This is a genomic window from Streptomyces sp. 71268, assembly GCF_029392895.1.
GTDB lineage: Bacteria > Actinomycetota > Actinomycetes > Streptomycetales > Streptomycetaceae > Streptomyces.
The window spans coordinates 3359854-3379547 of sequence record NZ_CP114200.1 but is presented as its reverse complement, the minus strand read 5'-3'; the positions used below and the strand labels follow the sequence as shown (position 1 = coordinate 3379547).

The window sequence follows — 19694 nt, the reverse complement described above, 5'->3', positions numbered from 1 at the left end:
GCTCGCCCGGCCGCCGGGCGCCCGGCGCGGGAGACTGGGGCGCATGAGGACTGCGTACAGCGTGGAGACCGTACGGGCCGCCGAGCGCGAGCTGTTGGCCCGGCTGCCGGAGGGAACGCTCATGCACCGGGCGGCGGCCGGCCTCGCCGCCGCCTGCGCCGGGCTGCTGGGCGCGGGCGCGGGGCCCCGCACCGGGCCGGGGCCGGCGCCGCGCGGGCGGGTGTCCGGAGCGCGGGTGGTGCTGCTCGTCGGCAGCGGCGACAACGGGGGCGACGCCCTCTACGCGGGCGCCCGGCTGGCCCGTCGCGGGGCCGCCGTCACCGCCCTGCTGCTCGCCCCCGACCGCGCCCACGCCGGCGGCGCCACGGCCCTGCGCGCGGCGGGCGGCCGGCTGGTCGACGCCGCCGGCCTGGACGTGGGCCCGGACCCGGCGGCGGCGTCGGGCGGCGACGCGGCGGACCGGAGCGACGGCGGGCGCGCGGACGACGCCCGTACGGGGCGGCGCGACGACCACCCCGCGCTGCGGGCCCTCGCCCGCGCCGACCTCGTGCTGGACGGGATCGTCGGCATCGGCGGCCGGGGCGGGCTGCGGCCGGACGCCGCGCTGCTGGCTCGGGCCGTCGCCGATGCCGGCGTGCCGGTGGTCGCCGTCGACCTGCCCAGCGGCGTGGACGCCGACACCGGCGAGGTGCGCGGCGCGGCGGTACGGGCCACGGCGACGGTCACCTTCGGCACGTACAAGCCCGGGCTGCTCATCGACCCGGCCGCCGAACACGCGGGCGCGGCGCGCCTGGTGGACATCGGTCTCGGCCCGTGGCTGCCGTCCGTGCCCGACGTGGAGGCGTTGCAGCACGCGGACGTGGCGGCGGTGCTGCCGCGCCCGGCGGCGGAGAGCGACAAGTACCGGCGCGGCGTGGTCGGCGTCGTCGCCGGCTCGGCCCGCTACCCCGGTGCGGCGGTGCTCGCGGTGGCCGGGGCGCTGCGCGGCGGCGCCGGAGCGGTGCGGTACGTGGGGCCGGGCGCCGACGCCGTGATCGCCCGCTTCCCCGAGACCCTGGTCTCGGCGGGCCCGCCCGGCAAGGCGGGACGGGTGCAGGCGTGGGTGGTCGGCCCCGGCGTCGGGGACGACGCGGACGCCCGGCGGGCGCTGGCCGACGTGCTGGCCAGCGACGTGCCGGTGCTGGTGGACGCCGACGGGCTGCGACTGCTGCCCCCGGACGGCGTCCGCGCCCGCACCGCCGCGACCCTGCTGACCCCGCACGCGGGCGAGGCGGCGGCGCTGCTCGGCCGCCCCCGCGAGGAGGTCGAGGCGGGCCGGCTGGCGGCGGTGCGCGAACTGGCGGCGAAGACCGGGGCGACGGTGCTGCTCAAGGGCTCCACCACGCTGGTCGCCGGCCCGGCCACGGGCCCGGACGCCGAGCCCGTACGCGTCAACCCGACCGGCACCGGCTGGCTGGCCACCGCCGGCAGCGGCGACGTGCTCTCCGGGCTGACCGGCGCGCTGCTCGCCACCGGCCTGGACGCCCGCACGGCCGCGTCGGCCGGCGCCTACCTGCACGGCCTGGCGGCCCGCCACGCGGCCGCGGCCCCCGGCCGCCCGGGCGCGCCCATCACCGCGTCCGAGGTGGCCGATGCCCTGGGCGCGGCCTGGCGGGACGTGGCCGCCGCCGGGTGAGCTGCGGGCCAGCACGCGGACGGGCCACGGGAGGGGCGGTGGGCGCCTGAGACACTGGCCTTGATGAACGAGACACCGATGCGTGCCCGAGCCACGGTCGACCTGGCCGCGCTCCGGGCCAATGTGCGCGCGCTGCGTGCCCGCGCGCCCCGGGCCGAGCTGATGGCCGTGGTCAAGGCGGACGCGTACGGCCACGGCGCCGTCCCCTGCGCGCGGGCGGCCAGGCAGGCGGGCGCGAGCTGGCTGGGTACGGCGACCCCGCAGGAGGCCATCGCGCTGCGCGCGGCCGGCGACACCGGGCGCCTGATGTGCTGGCTGTGGACGCCGGGCGGGCCCTGGCGGGAGGCCGTCGAGGCGGACATCGACGTGTCGGTGAGCGGGATGTGGGCGCTGCGCGAGGCCGTCGCCGGGGCGCGGGCCGCGGGCCGGCCCGCGCGGGTGCAGCTCAAGGCGGACACCGGGCTCGGGCGCAACGGCTGCCAGCCGCACGACTGGGCCGACCTGGTGGCCGCCGCCCGGCGGGCCGAGGCGGACGGGACGATCAGGGTCACCGGCGTGTGGTCGCACTTCGCCTGCGCGGACGAGCCGGGGCACCCCTCGATCACCGCCCAGCTCACCGCGTACCGCGACATGCTGGCGCACGCCGAGGCCGCCGGCATCGCCCCCGAGGTGCGGCACATCGCCAACTCGCCCGCCCTGCTGACGCTGCCCGACGCCCACTTCGACCTGGTCAGGTCCGGCATCGCGACCTACGGCGTCTCGCCCAGCCCGGAGATCGGCGTGAGCGCCGACTTCGGGCTGCGCCCGGCGATGACGCTCTCCGCGTCGATCGCGCTGGTCAAGCGGGTGCCGGGCGGGCACGGCGTCTCGTACGGACACCACTACCGCACACCGGGCGACACGACGCTGGCGCTGGTGCCCGTCGGGTACGCGGACGGCGTGCCGCGCGCGGCGTCCGACACGGGCCCGGTGCTGGTGGCGGGCAAGTGGCGGACGGTGGCCGGCCGGGTCGCGATGGACCAGTTCGTGGTGGACCTCGGTGGTGACCGGGCGACGGTGGGCGAGGAGGCCGTGCTGTTCGGGCCGGGCGACCGGGGCGAGCCGACGGCCGAGGACTGGGCGCAGGCCGTGGGCACGATCGCCTACGAGATCGTCACCCGCATCGGCCAGCGCGTCCCGCGCGTGTACCTGCACGCCGACAGCGAGCCCGACGCGCCGGCCCCGGCCGTCCCCGGGACGGAGGCCGAGATCGCCCGTACGAGTGGTGTTTCCCCGGCCGGGAACGCGGGGGCGGGCACCCCGACATGAGCCAGGACACCGGGGGGACGGTCGAGGTGGCGGCCGGCGCGGTCGAGGCGGCGGCCGGGACGGTCGAGGCGGCGGCCCGCGCGGGATGGCGCCGGGGCGCGGGGCTCGCGGGCGCCGCGATAGGGGTGGTGGCCGCCGGCGCCGCCGTCGGCGTCGCCGTGGAGCGGCTGACGGTGGGCCGCGGCGTGCGCCGCAAGGCCCGGCTGGCGCTGGACGCGGCCGGCCCGTACGGCACCCTGCGGGGCACCCCCGGGGTGGCCGTCGCCGAGGACGGCACGGAGCTGGCGTACGAGGTCGAGCCCGGTCCGGCGCGGGGGCCCGAGGCCGGCGACCAGGCCGGGCCGCCGGTCACCCTCGTCTTCTGCCACGGCTACTGCCTCGGCCAGGACTCCTGGCACTTCCAGCGCGCCGCGCTGGCCGGCGCCGCCCGCGCCGTCTACTGGGACCAGCGCAGCCACGGCCGCTCCGAGCGCGGCCGGGCCCAACGCGAGCACGCCGAGCCGGTCACCATCGACCTGCTCGGCCGCGACCTCAAGGCGGTCATCGACGCCGCGGCGCCCGAGGGCCCGCTGATTCTCGTGGGCCACTCGATGGGCGGCATGACGGTCATGGCGCTGGCCGCGCAGTTCCCCGAACTCGTGCGCCGCCGGGTGGTCGGCGCCGCCTTCGTCGGCACCTCGGCCGGCAAGCTCAGCGAGGTCAGCTTCGGGCTGCCGGCGGCCGGCGTACGCGCCGTGCGGCGGGTGCTGCCCAGCACGCTGCGGGCGCTCGGCGCGCAGGCGGAGCTGGTGGAGCGGGGGCGGCGAGCGACGGCCGACCTGTTCGCCGGGGTGATCAAGCGCTACTCGTTCGGCTCGCGCGACGTGGACCCGGGCGTGGCACGCTTCGCTGAGCGGCTGATCGAGGCGACGCCGATCGACGTGGTGGCCGAGTTCTACCCGGCCTTCGCCGAGCACGACAAGTCCGAGGCGCTGCCCGTCTTCGCCGCCCTGCCGGTCCTCGTCCTGGCGGGCGAGCGGGATCTGATCACGCCGAGCGAGCACAGCGAGGCCATCGCCGGCTTCCTGCCCGACGCCCACCTGGAGATCGTCCCCACCGCCGGCCACCTGGTCATGCTGGAGCACCCGGAGACCGTCACCGCCGCCCTGCTCCGCCTCCTGGACGCCACCGGCCACCCCGTCACGCCCGACCCGAGCCCCACCACCCCGACCTGACCCGCCCCTCGCCGGGGCCGCGCCGCACGCGCGGGGCCGGGCCACCCCGCCACCCGGCCGGAACGGAAGATTCCGGGGGTCGCCCTGGGGACCGCCCGGAGGGCTCGGGGGAGTGTGGGGCCGGCCGCGCGGGCCCGTACCATCGGCGAACATGAACGTTCCGTACGCCCGCGCACAGATCACCGTCAACACCCCCGAGCGCATGGGGGACTTGGGTCGCCGCCTGGCCGCCCTGCTGCGCCCCGGCGATCTGGTGCTGCTCACCGGCGAGTTGGGCGCCGGCAAGACCACGCTGACCCGCGGCCTCGGGGCGGGGCTCGACGTGCGGGGCGCCGTGACCTCGCCGACCTTCGTCATCGCGCGCGTGCACCCGCCGCTCGGCGACGGGCCGCCGCTCGTGCACGTGGACGCCTACCGCCTCGGCGGCGGCCTGGACGAGATGGAGGACCTCGACCTCGACGTGTCGCTGCCGGAGTCGGTGGTCGTCGTCGAGTGGGGCGACGGCAAGGTCGAGGAGCTGTCGGACGACCGGCTGCACGTCGTGATCGAGCGCGCGGTGGGCGCGGAGGGCGAACTCGCCGCCCCGCACCCCGCCGCCCCGGCCCCCCGCGCCGAGACCGCCGCCATGGTGCCCCCCGCCGACGTCCCGGAGCCCATCCCCGCCAACGCCGCGGGCCCCGCCGTCCTCGACGTCGACGCCGCGACGACCGAGGCCGAGGCCGAGGTGGCCGACGTGCGCCGGGTGACCGTGACCGGCGTCGGGGCGCGCTGGGCGGGCGTGGACCTGAGCCCGCTGGAGGGGTAGCCGCCGGCCGGTCACGTGACGCTGTAGATTCCGACAAGCCGTCGGGAAGATGTTGCGTTCACCGCCTCGGGCGTGGTGACATGGACTTGAGCGCGCTAGTTAGGCGTACCTAACCGCCCGTGCGCGCCCATGCCCCAGGAGTACCGGGAGGCACCCCATGGAGACTCATCAGCCCAACCAGCCGCCGGCGCGAAGCTGCCCGAAGGCGCCATCGGTGGCTGACATGCTGGCGGCCTGTGCCGCGGCGACCGAGCTCTCCACGCCGCCCGGGGGACACGCGATCCCCGGGGTCGAACCGGCGACAGAGCCCCAGCCGACGGCGCACTGTCGCCGCGAGGCGGCCTGACCTCCGAGCTGGTCCGCGCACTCTTCCGTACCTTCGTACACGGACGCCTGTCGCTCCCGTACGCCTGCCGAGCGCCCACCCACGCACGCCGGCCGAGCACGCACCCTCGTCAGTCACGCACGCCTGTGGGGCACACACGCTCGTCAGTCGCGCGCGCCTACCGACCACATGCCTGTCACCGACGGACGCCCGTCACCCACGCACGCCCGTCCCTACCGGACGACGACGACCTCGGTGCCGATCGAGGCGAAGGTCCACATCGCCGCGCCGTCCGCGCGCTTCTCACGGATGCCACCGGTGCGCCGGTTGGAGTCCGGGTCGGGCGTCGAGCCGTCGACCGCGGCGCTGAAGCCGAACACTATGTCGCCCTCGGTGTGGAAGCGCACGACGTGCTCGACGGACACCCCGTCCGAGCCGGTGACGCTGGCGGACCGGGAGGTCACGTTGTACGTGCCGGGGGCCGGGCTGACCGAGCTGGGGTAGATCGGGTACGTGCGGATGGCCTGCTCGTTCGCGCCGACCAGCCAGACCCGCTTGTCGCTGAGCGCGTACACCACCCGACGCCCGGTGCCCGAGCTGGCCGGGATCGCGGTGGACTTCTCCTTCTTCGCCTTGTCCTTGGGCTTGGCGGAGTCGGAGGCACCGGGGCGGGCCGCCTGGTTCGGGTTGATCGGGGCGTTCGCGGAGGCGTGGTAGGCGAGGATGCCCACGACGATGATCGCCCCGGCCGTGAGTCCGGCCACGATGGTTCCGGAGCTGTTCCGAGCCACGTCCAGCCACCCCTTCGTCACGCCTCTACCGGGCCGACGGTAGCACCCGGCAGGCCGGCGCGGGATCGACGCTCGGCTCGCGGTCGTACGCTTGTGGGCGTGCTGCTGCTCGCTCTTGACACCGCTACCCCCGCCGTGACCGTCGCGCTCCACGACGGCCGGACCACTCTCGCCTCCTCCCACCAGGTGGACGCCCGCCGGCACGGCGAACTGCTGCTGCCGGCCGTGCACCGGGTGCTCGCGACGGCCTCCGTCACGCCGGGTGACCTGACGCACGTCGTGGCCGGGATCGGCCCCGGCCCGTACACCGGGCTGCGGGTGGGGCTCGCGACGGCCGCCGCGTTCGGCGCCGCCCTCGACATCCCGGTGCGCGGGCTGTGCACGCTGGACGGCATCGCGTACGCCGCCGGGCAGGCCGGGCTCACCGGACCGTTCGTCGTCGCCACGGACGCCCGGCGCAAGGAGGTCTACTGGGCGCGGTACGCGGACGGCAGGACCCGCGTCAGCGAGCCCGCCGTCGACCGGCCGGCCGACATCGCCGAGCAGGTGGCGGGGCTCCCCGTGGTGGGCGCGGGCGGCACCCTCTACCGGGAGGTCTTCGCCGCGGCGGGCGCCGGGGCCGCGCTGCCCGGCGTTCCGGAGGGGGCCGAGCTGCCCGAGCACCAGTCCGCCGTCGCGCTCGCCGCGCTCGCGGTGGAGAAGCTGGCCGCCGGCGAGGAGTTCCCGCCGAACCAGCCGCTGTACCTGCGCCGCCCGGACGCCCAGGTGCCCGCGAACTACAAGGTGGTCACCCCGAAGTGAGCGCAGCGCGCGAGACGGGCGTCCCGCCCGGCGGCGAGGCCGAGCCCCCGACCGGCACCGCCGAGCGGCCGAGCGCCGTCGCGGCGGGCGGCGCGGACGAGGCCCCGCGGGTGCGCGAGATGCGCTGGTGGGACCTGGACGCCGTGCTCGCCATCGAGGGCGAGCTGTTCCCCGAGGACGCCTGGTCGCCGGGGATGTTCTGGTCGGAGCTGGCCCACGCCAGGGGCGCCGGGGCGAGTCGGCACTACGTGGTCGCCGAGGACGCGGCGGGCCACCTCGTCGGGTACGCCGGGCTCGCCGCCGTGGACGGCACCGGTGACGTGCAGACGATCGCGGTGGCCAGCAGCCACTGGGGAACCGGACTCGGCGCGCGGCTGCTGAGCGACCTGCTGACCGCCGCCACCGCGTTCGAGTGCCACGAGGTGCTGCTTGAGGTGCGGGTGGACAACGCGCGCGCCCAGCGCCTGTACGAGCGCTTCGGCTTCGAACCCATCGGCTTCCGGCGCGGCTACTACCAGCCGGGCAACGTGGACGCCCTGGTCATGCGGCTGTCCGGCCCGGCGGCCCCGACGGCCCCGGTGGCCCAGGCGGCCCTGACCAGCGATGCCGTACCCGACGAAGGGGCCGACGGCCCCATCGACGGCCTCTTCGACGCGGCAACCGAACAACCACCCGAGCACGCGCCCGAGCGCGCTCCCGAGACAGCGCCGCGGGCGGCGCGCGAGACAGAGACGGGAACCCATGGCTGACGCAACCGGCCGCCGAGACGAGCCCCTCGTCCTCGGCATCGAGACCTCCTGCGACGAGACCGGGGTCGGCATCGTGCGCGGTCACACGCTGCTGGCCGACGCGGTCGCCTCCAGCGTGGACGAGCACGCGCGCTTCGGCGGCGTCGTGCCCGAGGTGGCCAGCCGGGCGCACCTGGAGGCCATGGTTCCCACCATCCAGCGGGCCCTGAAACAGGCCGGCGTCGCGGCCAGCGACCTGGACGGCATCGCCGTCACGGCGGGCCCCGGCCTCTCCGGCGCGCTGCTCGTCGGCGTGTCGGCGGCGAAGGCGTACGCGTACGCGCTGGGCAAACCGCTGTACGGGGTGAACCACCTGGCCTCGCACATCTGCGTGGACCAGCTGGAGCACGGCGCGCTGCCCGAGCCGACGATGGCCCTCCTGGTCTCCGGCGGCCACTCCTCGCTGCTGCTCGCCCCGGACATCACCTCCGACGTACGGCCGCTGGGTTCGACCATCGACGACGCGGCGGGGGAGGCGTTCGACAAGGTCGCCCGCGTCCTGAACCTCGGCTTCCCCGGCGGCCCGGTCATCGACCGCATCGCCCGCGACGGCGACCCGGACGCGATCCGCTTCCCGCGCGGCCTGACCGGCCCGAGGGACGCCGCGTACGACTTCTCCTTCTCCGGCCTGAAGACCTCCGTCGCCCGCTGGATCGAGGCGAAGCGGGCCGCCGGCGAGGAGGTCCCGGTGGCCGACGTGTCCGCCTCGTTCCAGGAGGCCGTGGTGGACGTGCTGACCCGCAAGGCGGTGCGGGCCTGCAAGGACAACGGCGTCGACCACCTGATGATCGGCGGCGGCGTCGCCGCCAACTCCCGCCTGCGCGCGATGGCCGAGCGCCGCTGCGAGGACGCCGGCATCGTGCTCCGCGTCCCGCGCCCGGGCCTGTGCACGGACAACGGCGCGATGGTGGCCGCCCTCGGCGCGGAGATGGTCGCCCGTGGCCGCGCCGCCTCGGCCTGGGACCTGTCGGCCGACTCCTCCCTCCCGGTCACCGACCCCCACGTCCCGGCACCCCCGGTCGCCCCGGACCACGACCACGGAGCCGGCCACGAACACGGCCACGGCCACGGCCACTCGCACGGTGACGGTCACACGCACGGTGACGGTCACTCCCACGACCACTTCCACGAGCTGAGCAAGGACAACCTCTACTCATGACCCTCGCGTTGATGTGGGAGGCCCGCGCCGCCGACGGCCGCGGCCCGGAACTCCTCGACTGGGCCCGCGACCAACCCCTGACCCCCGCCCCCCTCCGCCGCGAGACCTTCCGCGCCCCCGGCGACCGCGTCCTCGTCATCACCTGGTGGGACGCCCCGTACGAGGCGGACCTCCCCGAACTCCCCACCCCACCAGCCGAGTTGCTGAGCCGCCCGGTCCACCGCTGGCGGTTCGAGGCGGTGGCGGGGGAGTAGGGGACGTTCGCGGCGCGCGGGCGGGTGGGTTACTGACCGGCTACTGGCCGGGCTCGGGCGGCGGGGGTTGGCTTGGGGTGGGGCGGTTGCTGAGTTGGTCGTCTTCACGCCCTTGCCGAGCCTGGGAGGTTCGAGGATACGGAAGGTCATTCGCTCAGGCCGCACGGCCCGTAATCCGGATTGCACTGCCAATCATCGAAGTTGCCCTCCGGGTGCTCCAGAACGTGGTTGAAGTCGATGAACCAAAGCACGGCGTATATCACGAGTGCGACGAAGGTAAGGGCTATCAGCCACGGCAGAACTTTGCGGATCACATGACCAATCCCGTGAGGCGAACGAGACCCGTGACGCTCGATGTCCTCCTCGTCGCGTTCGCCTTCCTCCTCTTCATCGCTTGAGTGATGCGACCAGTGGTGGTCTTCGGTCTCGTCCGGCCTGTGGGAATTGCTTGAGTGGTGCCCCCTTGTCATTTCTTCTTCATCCTCCCGGGTCCCTCCTACGGCATCGAAGTCCTGAGTGATTCCGGCTGCATGTGGGCGGGTTATCTCGGTGCGCGGGCCGGCTACTGGCCAGACTCAGGCTCGCGCGGCGGGGGTCCGCTTGGGGTGGGGCGGTTGCTGAGTTGGTCGGCGACCGAGGCGAGCCAGACGCGTGCGGAGTACGGGGTTGGCGGATCGCCTCCATGCCCAACTCGGCGGAGTTCGCGAAGTGTTCACGCGGCGTGAGGGGTGTGGTGTCCCGCCCCGGAAGCAGTTCGGGAAGATGGTCTGAACGGTGCAGCTCTGCGCACAGGCGGTATCCCGCCTTAGTGCGCCGCCCGCCGCCCGCACACCCACCGGACCTCGGTTCGTCAGGGTTTCTCGATCGGGGTAGGCGGCAGACCCGGTACGCAACGGCTCAGTCCTCTCCGAGAGTCCGCCAACGGTAGCTGTGGTGCTCGCGCATGTGCGCAGTCATCGTGTCCGCGATGAGTGGCAGCCATTCCGTCCATGGCAGAGAGCCCGAGCCCATGAGGTAGCCCTCCTGGAAGAACCAGAACAGGGAGTCCTCGTCGTGGAAGAGGGCCAGCGCTTCGTGGCATTCGCCGACCAGCCCGGGGAGCCGCCAGGGGCACGTGGGATGGACGCTCTGGATGTACATCTCCAGTCCCTGGACCTCGGTGGTCTCGTCGTCCTCGTAGGCAATGCCGTCTTGGCCAAAGTACACCTGGAGGAGGTGGTTGAGGTGCGGGAAGCGGAAGTTCAGCTCGTGGCGGGTGGGGGTGGCGTCGTTTAGTTTGGATGTGAATCCAGTCTCCCACTGTTCCACATAGTCGGCTATATCGTAGAGAGCGGCTGCCGTTTCTTGATTCGATTGCGACCTTGGAATGTGCTCAACGCTTTTCGGGACTGCTCCTTGGTGTAGAGAGAAGATTCGGGCGGCCTCGCGAATCTGTGCCGCTACCTCGTAAAGCGTGCGCCCGCCTCGCTCGCCCATAGCCCAGGCGGCGCGAATGGTTGGTCGGAGCATCAGAATTCTTTCCTCAGCGGAGGACGGTAGCCCTGCGTGGGGAAACACAGAAAGAATATCTCGGGCGCCAGAAAGGCTGAAGAATTCGCAAGTATCTCGATCCAGCATATCTGATTCCTTTGCGCTACTTGTTCGTTAGTGTTGACGTGATGATAGTGAAAGGCGGATCGAGGTCGGGTGCCGATTTGATCTTTACCTGCACTCCGTGCACTTCCTCTACCGTGACACGCCTCGTGCCGTCGCTGCCAGTTTGAAAGAAGGCGCTGGTGCCAGTTACGGTTCCAGAATCCTTGAGGTTCAGCCTGAAATCCGCAGTAGAGTCTGTGCCGGAATTCAGGTATCTGTCTATGGCTCCCTTGTTGTGCTCAATGCACTGCTGGGTGAATCTCTGAGCGGTGCTGAGGTCAGTAAACGAAGATGCTCCCGGGATGTTTTTCTGGTCGCGTAGTCGTTGCACCAGTTGGTCGTCCGTTTTCCCCACATGCTTGTCTATCGCGTGAGCGCCACCAATGCCTTCCTGGTTGGCCAGGTCCACGGGGTACGTGAAGCTGTTGGGCGACGTCCCCGGAACGGTCCACTTGTGCTCCTTCTTGAACTCGTTCAGGGATCGCGCGCCGAATGCCTGGGCGCGTGCCTGTTCCGCGTGGAAGGTTGGTGCGCTCTTGTAGGCCTCGTCCAGTGCGGGCATGAGGTCCGTCAGCCTTCTGGCCAGGTCGTGACACTTCTCGTGGTACGCCTCTACCGCCCTGTTGATGGCTCCGTCGTCCATGTTGGACCTGAACGAGACAACGGCCTTGCAAGGATCTCTGCGGCCCCCACGTAGGGGACGACCTTGATGGCATCGTCCCACGAGGGGGTCGTGAGATCTTTCGCCATGTCTTTGATCTTGCCCTTTGCGGCATTGATGGCGGCCCGCTCGGAGACCTCGCGTGCGCGGTCCGCGGCATCCGCTATGTCCAGGCACGCTTGCGCTAACTCGCGGGCGGTGTCATGGAGAACGTCAAGTATCGGTTGGCGCTTTGCGGGCGCGTCCGTGGTTTTTCAGAACTGTCCGTGGCGAGTTCTCCCCCAGGCCGTGGTGCCCCAGACGGTCTGACAGAACGCGCTCATGGCGCGCTTCCACTCGTCATCGCTCCTGTCGGTGATGCCGCCTACGAGGCCGCTGAGGTGATCGCCGGTGCTGTGCGCGACGCTTCCGGCCTGGCGCCAGTGGCTCGCTACCGATTCGAGCTCTTCCCGGAACACGGTCGCGCTCGGGGTGATCTCGTGACTCTTGCCTGTCTTGAGACCCTTTTCGATGATCGGGTCGATGATGCCTGACAGGAAGTCGGGTACCTCGCCGAGCGCTCGCACGATGGCCGAGCTGGAGTCGTGGTCCGTGCCGTACCACTTCAGAGGTCAAGTATTTTGCTGGGAGACGGGCTGGCCGAGCTGCCCGAGTCGGTCCGGGTGAGTTCGTTCGCTTCGACGGCGATGTCCAACGTCCCCTGGACGCGCTGAAATCCGCGCAGGTTGTCCAGCTCCTGCGCCGTGAACCCATCACTGCTCATCCGCACCGCTTCTTCCAGTAGTTGCAGCGAGGACTTGATGCGTACCAGGTCCTCCGCCACGCTCTGCTGGAACTCGGTGTACGTGCTGGCCGCTGGGCTGCGCCAGCCCGATTCGATGGCGTCGACGATGGTCGCCATGCGCTTGGCCTGTGTCGCGAGGTAGGACTGCATCTCGCTGAGGTCCGAGGCAAGGCCGGGCAGACCGTCCTCCGGCACGGCAAGGTCGCTCTTGTTCATTGCGCCCCTAATGTGAGGTAGCTGCTTCGCGGTCGGAAGTCCGCGAAGCGCGGGAGGGCTACGTCAGAGGGTTCTGAAAAGGCGAAAGGCCCGTGCGGCGCTTTCGGCTGGCATACCAACTTCCGGGCACATTGGTTCCGGTGGTCCAGCATGCCTCCCCCTTGTCACCCTGGAGGTCGGCACTGTAACAGTGAGTTTTGAATGGCTGTCGTCCATTCGGCCGCGCTGGTCCCGCAGGGAACCTGCCGGCTCAGAGGGCTAACGGGGGAGCCTCTACGCCCAACAGCCCGATCGCCAGGGGCCACCCCGCACGGCATGCCGAACCCCCGCCCCCGCACCCCTCAGGCCGACACCCCCCGCACCAGCAACCGCCCCTCCAGCGTCCCGATCACCACGTCGCCCGCGACGGTCGTGGTCAGGGTCAGGGGGGTGAAGGGGTGGCCGCCCGGGGACGTGAGGGGGTGGTGGGCGTGGAGGGTGCCGGTGGTGGGGGAGAGGGTGAGGAGGTCGCCCGTGGCGGTGGCCGCGTAGAGGGTGTTCGCGTGCAGGTCCAGGCCCGCGATGGCGGAGTCGGTCGGCAGCGACCAGGTCGGCTCGCCGTGCGGGAGGGACCTGCGGGTGAGGCGGGGGGTGCCGGAGTCGGCGGTGGCGAGGATGAGGGCGGGGCCGGCGGCGTCGTCGACGTAGACCGCCGGGCCGCCACGGACGGCGGTCCTCGGGCCGAGCGGGAAGAGTGGCTCGACGGCGCCGGGCGCGTTCCGTTCGCCGGGGGTCACGCGGGCCAGCCACGTCTCCTGGCGGGCCAGTCGCGCCTGCTCGGCGGCGTACGCGTACGACCCTCCGGCGGATATGCCGGCTTCCGTGACGTCGGCCTCCGTGCCGGGCGGCGCCGGGCGGTCCCGTACGACCAGGGCGTACAGGTCCGGTGCGCGGCGGACGGTGAGTTCGGTGCGCGGATCGTAGTGGCCGAGGGGGACCGCGCCGAGCGGGGTGCCGTCGGGGGCGAAGAGCAGGGTGGCGGACGGGGACCACGAGGGTGGGGCGGGGAAGAGTTCGCAGGTGTCGCGGGCGGCCCAGACGCCGTCGGCGCGGGCCGTGAGGAGGGCCGGGTAGCGGAGGCGGTGTTCCGTGCGTACGGAGCCGTCGGCCAGCGAGACCGCCAGCACGGTGGAGCGGCGGTCGTCGCTGGTGCCGGTGGCCACCGTGACGCGGGCGGTGCGCTCGTCGGGGGTGACCTGGAGCTGGAGGCCCACGTACTGGAAGGACTCGGCCGGCGGCGGCACCGTCCACATCCGCCGCCCCTCGGGCGACCAGCACTCCAGCAGGTTGTCCTCGCGCGCGGCCAGCACCCGGCCGTCGCGCAGCCCCGCCACCGCCCACACCGCGCGCCGCGCCCGCCAGTCGCGCCCGTCGGCCGTGGCCAGCTCGCGCAGCTCGGCGTGGCGCGCCTGGACGGCCACCTCCGGTAGGCGCGACTCCCAGTCGGGCGCGGCCGGTCGCCGTGCGTCCAGGGGCGCGGGCTCGCGGGAGTCCGGGGACCCGGTAGCCCCGGCGGGCTCGGGGCCCAGGGTGAGCCAGTCGCCCGAGGGTGGGCGGGGCACGGCGGACTCCGCGTAGCGGATCAGCCCCTCCGACGCCAGGTCGTGGTCGGCCTCGGCGAGAAGCACGTCGAGCGTGTCGCCGTCCCGCCAGCGCAGCGCGGCCACGCCCGCGTCGGCGCACACCACCCGCGCCTGACGCCCCGTCACCACGTCGGCCAGCAGCAGCGTGCCGTGGCGCGCGTACTCGTCCCCCTCGTCCGTGCCGACCGCGAGGAGCGGCAGGGTGGGGTGGAAGGCGAGCGTCTCGACGGACTCGCCCGGCACCGCCACGGTGCGGTGGTACGACAGGTCGGCGCGCCGGTAGACCAGCACGCGGGGCGCGGGGCGCGACCCGTGCGGCAGGTCGACGACGCGCGAGCGGGAGAAGGCGCCGCCCAGGTAGCCCACGACGGCGAGCCACTGCCCGTCGTCGCTCAGCGCGGTGTGGAAGGCCGTGCCGACCTCGGGGAACGGCTCGTCGGGCACGATCCGTAGTGGCTGGCTCATCCCTTCACCGCCCCGGGGGCGAGCAGGCCGTCGACGAGCGCGTGCGGCCCGTTCGGTACGTCGCGGGCGCTCGCGACCTCGTGCCACTGGTCGCCGAGCGAGGTCAGCCGGGGCTGGAAGACCACGCACCCGGGCGTGAGCATGTCGGGGACCGGGCGGGGCGTCGGGCCGTCGGTGGCCTCGCTGGCGCGGCGGTCGGTGGCGGCGTGGTGGGCGAGGTCGCCCGCCATCCACACGGCGCCCTGGTCGGTGACGTGTCCGAGGCCAAGCACCTCGACCATCCACGGCAGCCGCTGAAGCTCCAGGCGCGGAGGCCGGCCCACCGACCGCCCGATGGCGCGCGCGCCACCCGCTCCCGCCCCTCGCACCGTCGCCGCCTCCTCCGACGCCGGCCCGGCCTTCCTGTCGTTCAGCGCCGGGATCGTCGTCGGACCGGTCATCGCCCCCCGCGCCGTGGTCGCCGTAGAGCTGGGGCGTACGGGCCGCACAGGCGGGCGGCTCACTCCGCCGGCTCCGCCGGGTGGCCGATCAGCATGGAGGGGGCACCGGCCACCCGGGTCAGGAACACCGTCGCCGACGCCGGGCCCTGTGGCCTGACCTTCTTGCGCAGTTCCTCGGGCGTCACCGGCGACCCGCGCTTCTTCACCGTCAGCACCCCGACCTCCCGCTCGCGCAACAGCGCCTTGAGGCGCTTGACGTTGAACGGGAGCACGTCGGTGATCTCGTACGCGCTGGCGTACGGGGTCGGCACCAGTTCGTCCGCCGTGACGTACGCGATCGTCGGGTCGATCAGCCGCCCGCCGACCCGCTGGGCCACGTCCGCGACCAGGTGGGCCCGGATCACCGCCCCGTCAGGCTCGTACAGCCAGCGGCCCACCGGGCCCGGCTCGGGGTCCGGCAGTCCCGCGCCGGTCAGCGAGGCCCCGCCGGGCAGCAGGGTCGCGCGGCGGGCGCCCGGGGTCGTGCCGAACCACAGCACGGCCTCCTTCACGTCCCCGCCGTCCGAGATCCACTCCGCCTCGGCGTCCGGCGGGATCGCCTCGTGCGGCACGCCGGGCGCGACCTTCAGCGCCGCGTGCGGGGTGGCGCGGGCGGCGCCGACGGCCCAGGACAGCGGGGGCGAGTACGCCTGGGGGTCGAAGATCCGGCCCCGGCCGCCGGTCGTGGAGCCGCCCCGCCCGGCGGCCCGCCGCGCCGGGTCGACGAAGACCGCGTCGTAACCGGAGGTGTCCACGTCGGCGACGTCGGCGCAGCGCACCTCGATCAGCTCGGCGAGACCCAGCGCCGCCGCGTTGGCGTGGGCGACGGCGCAGGTGAGCGGGGAGCGGTCGACGGCGAGCACCCGCACGCCGGCGCGCGCCAGCGCGATCGCGTCGCCGCCGACGCCGCAGCACAGGTCGGCCAGTCGGCGCGCCCCGAGGCCCGCGAACCGCTCCGCCCGGTGCGCGGCCACGGTGGCGCGGGTGGCCTGCTCGACGCCGTCGGGCGTGAAGTACATCCGGTACGCGTCGGCCGCGCCGAACTTCGCCACCGCCCGCTGCCGCAGCCGCGCCTGGCCGATCGCGGCCGAGACCAGCTCGGCCGGGTGGTCGCGGCGCAGCCGGGTGGCGGCGGTCAGCTCGGCGGCCGGGTCGAGGTCGCGCAGCGCGCCGAGCAGGGCCTGCCCCTCGTCGGTCAGCAGGGCGTGGAAGGTCTCGACGGGCAGGGTGGTCGCGCTCACCGGCCCATTCTCGCAGCGCGCCCGCGACCGGGCGGCGCGGGCCAGCGGCCGACCCGGACACGCCCGGCCCGCGCTCCGAACATGTTCCGCAGGCGACCCGGCCCATGCCCCGCACGCGACCCGTACGTGGCCCGGCCCGCGCTCCGCACGCGCCCCCGACGCGCCCCGTGCGCGACCCGGCGTGCGGCGCCGCGTTGGCACTCCGCTTGACCGAGTGCTAACCGCGTCCTAGTCTCAGGGCTGGCACTCCACATCGCGGAGTGCCAAACACAGCGACGGGCAGATCCGGCACCCGCGACGACGGATCTACCAGGTCGCCACCTCAGACAGTTAACCCCGTGAGATCTCCGAAGGGGGAGGTCGGATCGTGACGACCGCCAGCTCCAAGGTTGCCATCAAGCCGCTTGAGGACCGCATCGTGGTCCAGCCGCTCGACGCCGAGCAGACCACGGCCTCGGGCCTGGTCATTCCGGACACCGCTAAGGAGAAGCCCCAGGAGGGCGTCGTCCTGGCCGTGGGCCCGGGCCGCTTCGAGGACGGCAACCGTCTTCCGCTCGACGTCTCCGTCGGCGACGTCGTGCTCTACAGCAAGTACGGCGGCACCGAGGTGAAGTACAACGGCGAGGAGTACCTCGTCCTCTCGGCTCGCGACGTGCTCGCGATCATCGAGAAGTAATTCACCCAGTTTTACGTGATCTGCGCCCCGGCCACCCGTGTCTGAACAACCGGGCGTCCGGGGCGCGGCACTTTGGAGAGGACTCTAGGCAACCATGGCGAAGATCCTGAAGTTCGATGAGGACGCCCGTCGCGCCCTCGAACGCGGTGTCAACAAGCTCGCTGACGCCGTCAAGGTGACGATCGGCCCCAAGGGCCGCAACGTCGTCATCGACAAGAAGTTCGGCGCCCCGACCATCACCAACGACGGCGTCACCATCGCCCGTGAGGTCGAGGTCGAGGACCCGTACGAGAACCTGGGCGCCCAGCTCGTGAAGGAGGTGGCGACCAAGACCAACGACATCGCGGGTGACGGCACCACCACCGCCACCGTGCTGGCCCAGGCGCTGGTCCGCGAGGGCCTGCGCAACGTCGCCGCCGGCGCCTCCCCGGCCGCCCTGAAGAAGGGCATCGACGCCGCGGTCAAGGCGATCTCCGAGGACCTCCTCGCGACCGCCCGCCCGATCGACGAGAAGTCCGACATCGCGGCCGTCGCCGGTCTGTCCGCCCAGGACAAGCAGGTCGGCGAGCTGGTCGCCGAGGCGATGGACAAGGTCGGCAAGGACGGTGTCATCACCGTCGAGGAGTCCAACACCTTCGGCCTGGAGCTGGACTTCACCGAGGGCATGGCCTTCGACAAGGGCTACCTGTCCCCGTACATGGTCACCGACCAGGAGCGTATGGAGGCCGTCCTCGACGACCCGTACATCCTGATCCACCAGGGCAAGATCAGCTCCATCCAGGACCTGCTGCCGCTGCTTGAGAAGGTCATCCAGCAGGGTGCCTCCAAGCCGCTGCTGATCATCGCCGAGGACGTCGAGGGCGAGGCGCTGTCCACCCTCGTCGTCAACAAGATCCGCGGCACGTTCAACGCCGTGGCCGTCAAGGCCCCCGGCTTCGGTGACCGCCGCAAGGCCATGCTCGGCGACATCGCCACCCTCACCGGTGCGACCGTCATCGCCGAGGAGGTCGGCCTCAAGCTCGACCAGGCCGGCCTGGACGTGCTCGGCACCGCCCGCCGCGTGACCATCACCAAGGACGACACCACCATCGTGGACGGCGGCGGCAACGCCGACGACGTCAAGGGCCGGGTCGCGCAGATCAAGGCCGAGATCGACGCCACGGACTCCGACTGGGACCGCGAGAAGCTCCAGGAGCGCCTCGCGAAGCTGGCCGGTGGCGTGTGCGTGATCCGCGTCGGCGCCGCCACCGAGGTGGAGCTGAAGGAGAAGAAGCACCGCCTGGAGGACGCCATCTCCGCGACCCGCGCCGCGGTCGAGGAGGGCATCGTCTCCGGTGGTGGCTCCGCGCTCGTCCACGCCGCCAAGGCGCTGGAGGACGGCCTGGGCAAGGAGGGCGACGAGGCCACCGGTGTCGCCGTCGTCCGCCGCGCGGTCGTCGAGCCGCTGCGCTGGATCGCCGAGAACGCCGGCCTTGAGGGCTACGTCATCACCTCCAAGGTCGCCGACCTGGAGAAGGGTCAGGGCTTCAACGCCGCGACCGGCGAGTACGGCGACCTGATCAAGGCCGGCGTCATCGACCCGGTCAAGGTCACCCGCTCCGCCCTGGAGAACGCCGCGTCCATCGCGTCGCTGCTGCTCACCACCGAGACCCTGGTGGTGGAGAAGCCGGCCGAGGAGGAGCCCGAGGCGGGCCACGGTCACGGCCACTCCCACTGATCCCCGGATCAGCCAGTACCACCGACGAGGCCCGGCGCTCCCCCCAGGGGGAACGCCGGGCCTCGGCGCGTCGGCCACCGCCCCGCCCCCTGGCCGTGCTGGACATGGCCCTGACATCCGGCCGCGCGGGGCACGCCGCGCTGGACGCCGGTCGTGCGGAGCCCGCGTGCTGTACGAGGCGTACGAGGCGTACGGAAACAGGGCGCCAACTCGCCCACGTACGCGACCGGTTCAGAAACCTGGGACAGGCGTCAGCGCGGCCCGTAGCGGCGGCCGGTCCTGGAGGAGGCGCGGGCCAGCGCGGCGCGGGGCGCGAGCCTGGCCAGGCCGGTCAGCGCCTTGTACCGGGGGTCGGGCACCGACAGCGACTTGCCACGGGCCAGGTCCCTGAGCGCCGCGTCCACCAGTCGGTCCGCGTCCAGCCACATCCAGCCGGGGATGCTCTCGGTGTTCATTCCGGCCCGCTGGTGGAACTCCGTCCGTACGAATCCCGGGCACAGCGCCATCAGCCGCACCCCCGAGTCGCTGAGGTCGTGGGCCGCGCCCTGAGTGAACTGCACGATCCACGCCTTGCTCGCGCCGTAGGTGCCGCGCGGCACGAACGCCGCGACCGAGGCCACGTTCACCACCCCGCCCCGGCCCCGCTCGCGCATCGGCACCACGGCCGCGGTGGTCAGCCGCAACACGGCCTCGCAGTGCACCTTCAGCATCGTCAGCTCGTCCGCCACCGGGACGTCGAGGTACTGGCCCTTGTTGCCGAACCCGGCGTTGTTGACCAGCAGGTCAACCGGGCGCGCGCGGTCCTGGAGCCGCTCCTCGACGGCCGCGATGCCCGCGTCCTCCGACAGGTCGGCGGGCAGCACCTCGACCTCCACGCCGTGCCGGTCGTGCAACTCCGCGGCCTGCTCCCGCAGCCGCCCCGCGTCGCGCGCCACCAGCACCAGGTTGTGCCCGGCCCCGTGCCCCTTGGCTCGCGCGGTGCCCTGTGCGGCCAGTCGCCGCGCGAACGCCGCGCCGATGCCCGCCGTCGCTCCCGTGATCAGTGCAGTCGTCATACGGGGCACGCTATCCGGCCCCG

General features: G+C 73.1%; 20 protein-coding genes. 10 read left to right on the top strand and 10 right to left on the bottom strand.

What is annotated here, in order from left to right:
- Positions 1-43 precede the first annotated feature (43 nt).
- The 4 genes from OYE22_RS12635 to tsaE all read left to right on the top strand — a co-directional run bounded on the left by OYE22_RS12635 (position 44) and on the right by tsaE (position 5002).
- Positions 44-1675, top strand: coding sequence for an NAD(P)H-hydrate dehydratase (locus OYE22_RS12635; RefSeq protein ID WP_277320516.1), 1632 nt, complete (start codon positions 44-46; stop codon positions 1673-1675).
- 63 nt (positions 1676-1738) lie between these two features.
- Positions 1739-2983, top strand: a complete 1245-nt coding sequence (gene alr, locus OYE22_RS12630; protein ID WP_277320515.1) for an alanine racemase — start codon at positions 1739-1741, stop codon at positions 2981-2983.
- Positions 2980-4197, top strand: a complete 1218-nt coding sequence (locus OYE22_RS12625; RefSeq protein WP_277320514.1) for an alpha/beta hydrolase — start codon at positions 2980-2982, stop codon at positions 4195-4197. Before alr ends, OYE22_RS12625 begins: the two co-directional genes overlap by 4 nt.
- A gap of 151 nt (positions 4198-4348) precedes the next feature.
- The gene (gene tsaE, locus OYE22_RS12620; protein WP_277320513.1) at positions 4349-5002 is read left to right on the top strand and encodes a tRNA (adenosine(37)-N6)-threonylcarbamoyltransferase complex ATPase subunit type 1 TsaE; all 654 of its coding nucleotides are present in this window, start codon (positions 4349-4351) and stop codon (positions 5000-5002) included.
- A gap of 558 nt (positions 5003-5560) precedes the next feature.
- Here the strand turns inward: tsaE and OYE22_RS12615 are convergent.
- Positions 5561-6118, bottom strand: a complete 558-nt coding sequence (locus tag OYE22_RS12615) for a hypothetical protein (RefSeq protein ID WP_277320512.1) — start codon at positions 6116-6118, stop codon at positions 5561-5563.
- Between the two features lie 99 nt (positions 6119-6217).
- Between OYE22_RS12615 and tsaB the strand changes: the two genes are divergently transcribed.
- The 4 genes from tsaB (at position 6218) to OYE22_RS12595 (ending at position 9120) form a co-directional block, all read left to right on the top strand.
- The gene (tsaB, locus tag OYE22_RS12610) at positions 6218-6919 is read left to right on the top strand and encodes a tRNA (adenosine(37)-N6)-threonylcarbamoyltransferase complex dimerization subunit type 1 TsaB (RefSeq protein WP_277320511.1); all 702 of its coding nucleotides are present in this window, start codon (positions 6218-6220) and stop codon (positions 6917-6919) included.
- Positions 6920-7038: 119 nt separating this feature from the next.
- Positions 7039-7668, top strand: a complete 630-nt coding sequence (gene rimI / locus OYE22_RS12605; protein ID WP_277324109.1) for a ribosomal protein S18-alanine N-acetyltransferase — start codon at positions 7039-7041, stop codon at positions 7666-7668.
- On the top strand, positions 7661-8866 hold the full coding sequence (gene tsaD / locus OYE22_RS12600; protein ID WP_277320510.1) for a tRNA (adenosine(37)-N6)-threonylcarbamoyltransferase complex transferase subunit TsaD: 1206 nt from the start codon (positions 7661-7663) through the stop codon (positions 8864-8866). Before rimI ends, tsaD begins: the two co-directional genes overlap by 8 nt.
- Positions 8863-9120 carry a hypothetical protein gene (locus OYE22_RS12595; protein ID WP_277320509.1) on the top strand — a complete coding sequence of 86 codons (258 nt, stop codon included), beginning with the start codon at positions 8863-8865 and terminating at the stop codon, positions 9118-9120. The genes tsaD and OYE22_RS12595 overlap by 4 nt, the downstream gene beginning before the upstream one ends.
- Positions 9121-9266: 146 nt before the next feature.
- Here OYE22_RS12595 and OYE22_RS12590 read toward each other — a convergent pair whose 3' ends face one another.
- The 8 genes from OYE22_RS12590 to OYE22_RS12555 all read right to left on the bottom strand — a co-directional run bounded on the left by OYE22_RS12590 (position 9267) and on the right by OYE22_RS12555 (position 16223).
- Positions 9267-9590: a hypothetical protein gene (locus OYE22_RS12590; protein ID WP_277320508.1), complete on the bottom strand. Its 324-nt coding sequence runs from the start codon at positions 9588-9590 to the stop codon at positions 9267-9269.
- 427 nt (positions 9591-10017) lie between these two features.
- Positions 10018-10428: a contact-dependent growth inhibition system immunity protein gene (locus tag OYE22_RS12585; RefSeq protein WP_277320507.1), complete on the bottom strand. Its 411-nt coding sequence runs from the start codon at positions 10426-10428 to the stop codon at positions 10018-10020.
- A 325-nt stretch (positions 10429-10753) separates the two neighbouring features.
- Complete coding sequence (locus OYE22_RS12580) at positions 10754-11398, bottom strand: RNase A-like domain-containing protein (protein WP_277320506.1); 645 nt, start codon at positions 11396-11398, stop codon at positions 10754-10756.
- A gap of 272 nt (positions 11399-11670) precedes the next feature.
- Entirely contained in the window at positions 11671-11982 is a 312-nt protein-coding gene (locus tag OYE22_RS12575) for a hypothetical protein (protein WP_277320505.1), read from the bottom strand.
- Positions 11983-12020: 38 nt separating this feature from the next.
- Complete coding sequence (locus tag OYE22_RS12570) at positions 12021-12416, bottom strand: WXG100 family type VII secretion target (protein ID WP_277320504.1); 396 nt, start codon at positions 12414-12416, stop codon at positions 12021-12023.
- Between the two features lie 341 nt (positions 12417-12757).
- Positions 12758-14503, bottom strand: a complete 1746-nt coding sequence (locus OYE22_RS12565) for a hypothetical protein (protein ID WP_277320503.1) — start codon at positions 14501-14503, stop codon at positions 12758-12760.
- Positions 14500-14943: a hypothetical protein gene (locus OYE22_RS12560; RefSeq protein ID WP_277320502.1), complete on the bottom strand. Its 444-nt coding sequence runs from the start codon at positions 14941-14943 to the stop codon at positions 14500-14502. Before OYE22_RS12560 ends, OYE22_RS12565 begins: the two co-directional genes overlap by 4 nt.
- Before the next feature lie 59 nt (positions 14944-15002).
- Complete coding sequence (locus OYE22_RS12555) at positions 15003-16223, bottom strand: class I SAM-dependent methyltransferase (RefSeq protein WP_277320501.1); 1221 nt, start codon at positions 16221-16223, stop codon at positions 15003-15005.
- A gap of 367 nt (positions 16224-16590) precedes the next feature.
- Between OYE22_RS12555 and groES the strand changes: the two genes are divergently transcribed.
- Complete coding sequence (gene groES / locus OYE22_RS12550; RefSeq protein WP_014178834.1) at positions 16591-16899, top strand: co-chaperone GroES; 309 nt, start codon at positions 16591-16593, stop codon at positions 16897-16899.
- A 94-nt stretch (positions 16900-16993) separates the two neighbouring features.
- Positions 16994-18616, top strand: coding sequence for a chaperonin GroEL (gene groL / locus OYE22_RS12545; RefSeq protein WP_277320500.1), 1623 nt, complete (start codon positions 16994-16996; stop codon positions 18614-18616).
- Positions 18617-18867: 251 nt separating this feature from the next.
- Here groL and OYE22_RS12540 read toward each other — a convergent pair whose 3' ends face one another.
- Positions 18868-19671, bottom strand: a complete 804-nt coding sequence (locus OYE22_RS12540; protein WP_277320499.1) for an SDR family oxidoreductase — start codon at positions 19669-19671, stop codon at positions 18868-18870.
- Positions 19672-19694 lie beyond the last annotated feature (23 nt).